Below are 6,513 nucleotides of genomic sequence, written 5' to 3' on the forward strand. Positions count from 1 at the left end.
GGCCCGCCCCGCCGCCCGCCCCGCCCTCGCGCCTGCCCGCATCGCTGCCCGCGCGGGCCTGCCGCGCGCCGACCGGCGACTGATAGGCAGAAGGGTCCACAGCTCTCCGTTCGGTCAGGGGTTCGCGCATGCACGGTCACGACAGGCTCCAGGGCGCACCGGAGCGTGCCACCCGGACGTCGTACCCGAAGGTGCCGGAGCAGGGCCGTGACGCGGGGCGGTCCGGGCGGAAGGGCGTGCCGCACGCGCTCCTCGCCCTCCAGCGCGCCGCCGGGAACGCCGCCGTCACCGAAGCGTTGGCGCGCGAACAGCATGAGCACGGTGCCGGGTGCGGGCACGGTACGGCGGTGCAGCGCTCCGCCGTCGAGCAGGTGATCCGCTCGGCCGGTGCGCCGCTGCCCGCCCCGGTGCGCCAGGACATGGAGTCCCGGCTCGGCGCCGACTTCGGTGACGTGCGCCTGCACACGGACGAGGCCGCGCGCACCTCGGCCGCCGAGGTCGGCGCCCGTGCCTACACCTCGGGCAACCACGTCGTGCTCGGCGCGGGCGGCGCGGACGACCACACGCTGGCGCACGAACTGACGCACGTCATTCAGCAGCGCACGGGGCCCGTCGCGGGCACCGACAACGGCAGCGGGCTGCGCGTGAGCGACCCCTCGGACCGTTTCGAACGCGAGGCGGAGGCGAACGCCCGGCGCGTCATGGCCGGTCCCGCACCACAAGCGCGGGAGCAAGCCCAGGCGCCTGCGGGTCATGCGGGTACGGGGCCCGCCCCCGGCGCGGTGCAGCGGGCCCCGGCGCAGACCGCGGCGGCGCCGACGGAACTCCGGCTGATGCCGGGGGCGGACGCGCGCGACATGGGTGGCGGCGCGAAGCGGTACTCCGTGTCCGACCAGACGGTCGACAACAAGCCGCTGTACCGCGCGATGGGCCCGGAGGAGTTCGGCGGGCTGCTGCGCGGAGCCCTGCCGCAGGGCGCGTCCTACCAGGGCTTCGCGACCAACCGCGCCTACTCGGAGTCGTACATCACCAACAAGGCGGACAGCCCGACCCACCTCGTCGTCTTCTACCGCCCCGCCCTGACCGACGCCGAGGGCGCGATGATCCCGGACATCAACCAGTTCCTCCAGTCGGTGGGCGCGGGGACGAAGGCGGAGGACGACGACGAGCCCTCGACGGCCGTGGGCGACACCGCCAAGTACAGCCGTGAGGTGCACGACAACACCCGGGCGAACAAGAAGATCGACACGGACATCGACAAAATCCGCAAGGGTCTGCCCAAGGACGAGCGGGACGCCGCGCGAAGCGACAACAAGCATCGCGCCAAGGCGGAGGAGCGCGTCCGGACGAAGACGGCGGAGATCGCCGCGCTGGAGTCGAGGCGCAGGCACCCGGCGAAGGGCGACGCGGTGAAGGCCCTCAACGCCGAGCTGGCCTCCGGCCGCTACGCCTGGAAGCTGCTCACCTTCAAGTCCGCTTCCTGAACCTCGCTGCCCGCCGGGGCCCCGCCGGTAGCGCTCGCCGGGGGAGCCCCGCCGGGACAGTCGTGGCCTCATATACAGGCAAGGCTGTACAGCTCAGCCTGTACGCGTTACGGTAGGTGGCATGTCCACCGATCCCGTGCCGGGCGGAGCCCCGCCCTCCTCGCCCACCGCCGTACAGGCGTCCCACGAGGTCAGGGCCGTCATCAGCCGTCTGCGGCGTCGCATTCTCGCGGCCTCCGAGGCCGAGGACCTCACGCTCGGGCAGTCCACCGCGCTCGCCCGCGTGGCCCGCGAGACCGAGACCCCCGCGACGGCGGCCGGGGTCACGACCAGCGTGCTCGCCGCCGCCGAAGGCGTCCGGCACCAGTCGATGACCACGACCGTCGCCGCCCTCGCCGCGCGCGGCCTCGTCGTCCGCGCCCCGGACCCCGAGGACGGCCGCCGGCTGCTGGTCACCCTCACCCCCGAGGGCCGCCGCCGCGTGCACGAGGGCCGCCAGGCCCGTACCGAGTGGCTCGCCGCGCGGCTCCAGGAGGAGTGCACGGAGGAGGAGCTGCGGGCGGTCATCGCCGCCATGTCCGTACTGGAGCGACTGACCCATGACTGAGCCCGAAGCGGCGACCGGGACGGGCGAGAAGGCTCCGAAGGCTCAACAGCCCGGTTTCGACCGGCGGTTGCTGCCGCCGATGATGCTCGGCTCGGTCCTCAACCCGATCAACTCGACGATCATCTCGGTCGCCCTCGTCCCCATCGGCGACGCCCTCGGCACGCCCGCCTCGCAGACCGCGTGGCTCGTCTCGGCGCTCTACCTCGCGACCTCGCTCGGGCAGCCCGTCGTCGGGCGGCTCATCGACATCTTCGGGCCGCGCAGACTCTTCCTCATCAGCACGAGCATCGTCGGCCTCGCCGGAATCCTCGGCACCCTCGCGCCGAACCTCGGCGTCCTCATCGCGGCCCGCGTCCTGCTCGGTTTCGGTACGTGCGGCGGCTATCCGGCCGCGATGGCGCTCGTACGGAGCGAGGCGAAGCGGACGGGGCGCGACAGCCCGGGCGGGGTGCTCACCGCGCTGGCCGTCGCCAACCAGACGATCGCCGTCGTCGGCCCGCTCCTCGGCGGCCTCCTCATCGCCGTCGGCGGCTGGCGCGCGACGTTCGCGCTGAACATCCCGCTCGCCGTCGCCGCGGTACTGCTCGGCTGGTGGCGCCTGCCCAAGTCGGCCGGTACGGGCGAGAGTCCGCAGCGCGGCCGGGTCACCGCCCAGCTCGACCTGCCCGGCATGGCGCTCTTCGCGGCCACCCTCACCTCGATGCTGCTGTTCCTCATGAACCTGCACCTGCGGGACTGGTACCTGCTCGCCATCACGCTCGTGGCCGGAACCGGTTTCGCGATAAGGGAGTTGCGCGCGGGTACGCCGTTCATCGACCTCCGCGTGCTCGGCGGCAACACGCCGCTGCTCGCCACGTACGGGCGTGCCCTCGTCGCGTACGTCGTCTCGTACGCCTTCCTCTACGGCTTCAGCCAGTGGACCGAGGAGGGGTACGGGTTCTCGCCGTTCCACGCCGGACTCGTGCAGATCCCCATGTTCCTGCTCGCCATCGGTGTCTCGATCTGGTCCGGTCGCCGAAAGGGCGTACGGAGCAAGCTCCTTGTCGGCGCGCTCGGACAGATCGCCGCGTGCCTGATCCTGCTCACGCTCTCCGGTTCGAGCCCGCTGTGGAGTCTGCTCCTCGTCGCCGTCGTCTTCGGCGTCCCGCAGGGTCTCAACAACCTCGCCCTCCAGAACTCCGTCTATTTCCAGGCCGATCCGGAACGCACCGCGTCCTCGGCCGGGCTCCTGCGCACCTTCGCCTACATCGGCTCGATGGTCGCCTCCTCCGCGAGCGCCGCCTCCTTCGGGGAGCGCGCCGACACGGGCGGCATGCACGCACTGGCGTGGGTCATGCTCGGCGCGGGTGCGCTCTTCCTCCTCATGACGCTCTTCGACCGCTCGCTGAGCCGCGTCGGCAAGACGGACTGATCCCCCCACCCGCGCAACGAAAGGCACACCCGTGTCCCGTACCGCCCTCCTCCTCATGGACTTCCAGAACGCCCACGCCACCCGCGTGGACCCCACCGCCCTCACCCAGGCCGCCGCGGCGCTGAAGACCGCGCGCGAGAAGGGGGTTCTCGTCATCCACGTCGCACTCCGCCTGCTCCCGGGGCACGTGGACGGGCACCCGAACAACAAGGTGTTCGGCAAGCTCCCGGCCGACCGCTTCGTACCGGGCGACCCCGACGCCGAGATCCACCCCGACGTGGCGCCCGCCGACGACGAGATCGTCCTGTACAAGAACCGCGTCAGCGCCTTCGCGGGCACCAACCTGGACCAGATCCTGCGCGCCCAGGGCATCGGCCACCTCGCCCTCGCGGGGATCGCGACCGGCGGCATCGTGCTCTCCACCGCGCTCCAGGCGATCGACCTGGACTACCAGTTCACCGCGCTGTCGGACGCGTGCGCCGACCCGAACCCGGAGTTCCACGAGGTGCTGCTGCGGGACCTGCTCAACAGGCGCGGCGAGGTCGCGACCGTGGAGGAGTGGGCGGCGACGCTCTGAGCACGCTGCCGGGAAGATCTCAGTCCGACTTCAGTTGCCTCGCGATCTCTTCTTCCCACATCTTCTGCTGACCGGCGCTTTGCAGCGAAGCCACCCACGCCGCCTCCTGCTCCTCCAGGGGGGCGTCCTTGCCCGCCAGCCGCATCTTCTGCGGCGTGCACCCGATCGCCTTCACCAGCTCACGGGCTCTGCCCTGCTGGGTTCGCGTGGTCCGCGCGGCGGCAGGGACGTCCCCTCCCGCGGCCAAGGCGTAGAGCTTCTGCGCCATGAGCTGCCGTTTCCCCTGGGCCGGTGCCGCGCCGAACGGATTGAGGGCCTTGCCGAGGGCTTTGCGCTTCGAGGCATCGCCGGATTCCGTGGCCGCCGCCGCTTCCTCGTGCGCGAGCGGTTCCGCCGCCGGGCCGGTGGCGTCGTGCGCGAGCGGTTCCGCCACGTCGGTGGCCTCGTGCGCGGGCGGTTCCGCCAGGCCCGGCGCCACCTCGTCCTGCTGCGCCGGGGTGGTGCGCTGGTACCGGTCGGGTTCCAGATTGTTTCGGTACCGCTTGTGCACGGCCCGCCCGCTCTTGTGCGCGGAGACGGCGGTGACGGCGCCCACGCCGACACCTGCCACGGCCCACCCGGCCACCGGGGCGACGACCCCCGTCACCGCGAGGATGCCCAGGAGGGACGCGACGCTGCGCACCCCGTTCCCGGAACCGTCCAGACCCATCTTGGCCATGCGGTGGTTCTGCTTGCGGACGGCGTAGTGCCTGATCATCTCCAGCTCGGTGCGCTCGTACTTCTCGCGCGCCTCCTCGAACCGGCGCCGCGCCGCCGTGAGCAGCCGCTGGTTCGCCTCCTGCTCCGCCCGCGTCGCCTCGCGGGTCGCCTGTGCCTTGGGGAGTTGCGCCCGCAGCCCGGCCAGCTGGCGGAGGGATTCCCGGGGCTGGTCCTCGTCCGGGCCGGCGACGCGGCTCAGCGCGCCTATCCGGCGTCCCAACTCCCCGATGAAGGTGTCCAGTTCCGTGAGCGCGGCAGCCAGTCGCTCCGCCTCCTCCTCCAGCGGTGGCAGTTCGGCCTCGTGGAGATCCACGTTCTCCTTCGCGGCCCGCAATTCGCCGTTGACGCTCTTGAGGTTGGTCTTGTCGATGTCGGCGTTCTCACCGAGATCGATGTTCTTCAGAGCGCTCTTCTTCTTCCAGCTCTTGTACCCCTTGCGGGCCTGACGCCCGGACTTCACCCCGTACGCCGCGCCGAAAAGGCCGGGGGCGGTCGCGCTCACCGCCTCGTTGGTCGCGTGCGCCCCCAGCTTCAGGCCCTCTCTGACGGTGCTCAGCCCGTCGGCCGTCACGATGGCCCCGCCCGCCAGCGCGTCGGCGCCCGCCGTGTTGAACTGCTTGCGCTTGCCGTGGCCGGAGACCTCGGTGGAGTCCTTGTCCTTGCGGGCCCCGAGCGCCGCCTTCGTGTTCTTGGCGAGGGACATGCCGTCGCCCACGACGTTGTAGACGTCCGTCGTCGCCTGGCCGATCTGCCCGCTGTGCATCGCGTCCGGCTCGTGCAGCGGGCCGTCCGCCGGGGCCGCGCCCGGCCGCGGGGTCGCCACGCCCGTCGCCACACCCGCGCCCAGGGGTGCCGGTTTGCCGCCGAGGGGTTCCGTCGTCTCGAAGATCTTCCTGGTGTCCTGGCCGATCTTCGTGGCGGTCTTCTTGAACTCAGCCCGTTTGCCGGGGGTTTCGGGCGCCCGCTCCTCCGTCTCCTCCGTCTCCCGCACCTCCGGTGCGGACGGGGCGGCGGCGGAGCGCTGCACCGGGACGCTCGCGGGCCCGGAGGGGAGGGGGGCACGGAGCCGTCCCGCCAGCGCCTGGTTCCCCGCCGAACGCTGCAAGGCCAGGATGGCGCGCGGGTCCCTGAGGGAGTCGGGGGACAGGCGCGCGGAAACCGCGACCCGTTCCGCCGGCCTGGCCGGCGCACCGCTCTGCCGGTGGTGCCTCCGCCGACTGGCCCCGGGCATGCGCTCCGACGGCGTCACCTCACACCACCCATTCAATTGCCTTTCACCGCAGGGCCATCATGATGGTGTCCGTGCGTCATGAAGGCAAGGGAATGGTGAACGCACCCGGGCGCCGCCCCTCCCCGCGCCGCCCGCGCCGCGCCCCCCGTCCCTCCCCGCGCCGCCGCTACTCCTCCGCCGCCTCCAGCCGGACGGCCCGTACCGCGAGGCCCAGTTCGGCCACCGTCTGCGGGGCGCTCAGCGACCTGCCCGTCAGCGCCTCCACCTTCCGCAGCCGGTACCGCACCGTGTTCGCGTGGCAGTACAGGAGCCGCCCCGCCTCCTCGGCCGAGCCGCCCGCCGCGAACCACGTCTCGACCGTGTCGAGCAGCCGGTGCCGCTCCGCCGCGCCCAGCGCGAGGACGGGCCCGAGGACGAGCCGCGCCACGCGCCCCGCCTCCTCGG

General features: G+C 72.5%; 6 protein-coding genes. 4 read left to right on the top strand and 2 right to left on the bottom strand.

Annotation, left to right across the window (positions count from 1 at the left end; all coding sequences use genetic code 11):
* The first annotated feature begins 128 nt into the window (after positions 1–128).
* The 4 genes from G3I42_RS29855 to G3I42_RS29870 all read left to right on the top strand — a co-directional run bounded on the left by G3I42_RS29855 (position 129) and on the right by G3I42_RS29870 (position 4,079).
* The gene (locus G3I42_RS29855; RefSeq protein WP_164290870.1) at positions 129–1,484 is read left to right on the top strand and encodes a DUF4157 domain-containing protein; all 1,356 of its coding nucleotides are present in this window, start codon (positions 129–131) and stop codon (positions 1,482–1,484) included.
* Positions 1,485–1,605: 121 nt separating this feature from the next.
* Positions 1,606–2,091: a MarR family transcriptional regulator gene (locus G3I42_RS29860; protein ID WP_164290871.1), complete on the top strand. Its 486-nt coding sequence runs from the start codon at positions 1,606–1,608 to the stop codon at positions 2,089–2,091.
* Between the two features lie 79 nt (positions 2,092–2,170).
* Entirely contained in the window at positions 2,171–3,502 is a 1,332-nt protein-coding gene (locus G3I42_RS29865) for an MFS transporter (protein WP_164290875.1), read from the top strand.
* Between the two features lie 31 nt (positions 3,503–3,533).
* Positions 3,534–4,079, top strand: a complete 546-nt coding sequence (locus tag G3I42_RS29870; RefSeq protein WP_164290872.1) for a cysteine hydrolase — start codon at positions 3,534–3,536, stop codon at positions 4,077–4,079.
* Between the two features lie 19 nt (positions 4,080–4,098).
* Here G3I42_RS29870 and G3I42_RS29875 read toward each other — a convergent pair whose 3' ends face one another.
* Together G3I42_RS29875 and G3I42_RS29880 are read right to left on the bottom strand one after the other, a co-directional pair.
* The gene (locus G3I42_RS29875) at positions 4,099–5,943 is read right to left on the bottom strand and encodes a hypothetical protein (RefSeq protein WP_164290873.1); all 1,845 of its coding nucleotides are present in this window, start codon (positions 5,941–5,943) and stop codon (positions 4,099–4,101) included.
* 292 nt (positions 5,944–6,235) lie between these two features.
* On the bottom strand, positions 6,236–6,513 hold a 278-nt coding region (locus G3I42_RS29880), incomplete at its 5' end, for a helix-turn-helix domain-containing protein (RefSeq protein ID WP_164290874.1).

Source organism: Streptomyces sp. SID11385 (assembly GCF_010548245.1).
In the GTDB taxonomy this organism is placed as follows: Bacteria; Actinomycetota; Actinomycetes; order Streptomycetales; family Streptomycetaceae; genus Streptomyces.

Coding starts and splice junctions, on each gene's coding strand:
- G3I42_RS29855 (WP_164290870.1), top strand. CDS start 129: ATGCACGGTCACGACAGGCTCCAGGGCGCACCGGAGCGTGCCACCCGG.
- G3I42_RS29865 (WP_164290875.1), top strand. CDS start 2,171: ATGATGCTCGGCTCGGTCCTCAACCCGATCAACTCGACGATCATCTCG.
- G3I42_RS29860 (WP_164290871.1), top strand. CDS start 1,606: ATGTCCACCGATCCCGTGCCGGGCGGAGCCCCGCCCTCCTCGCCCACC.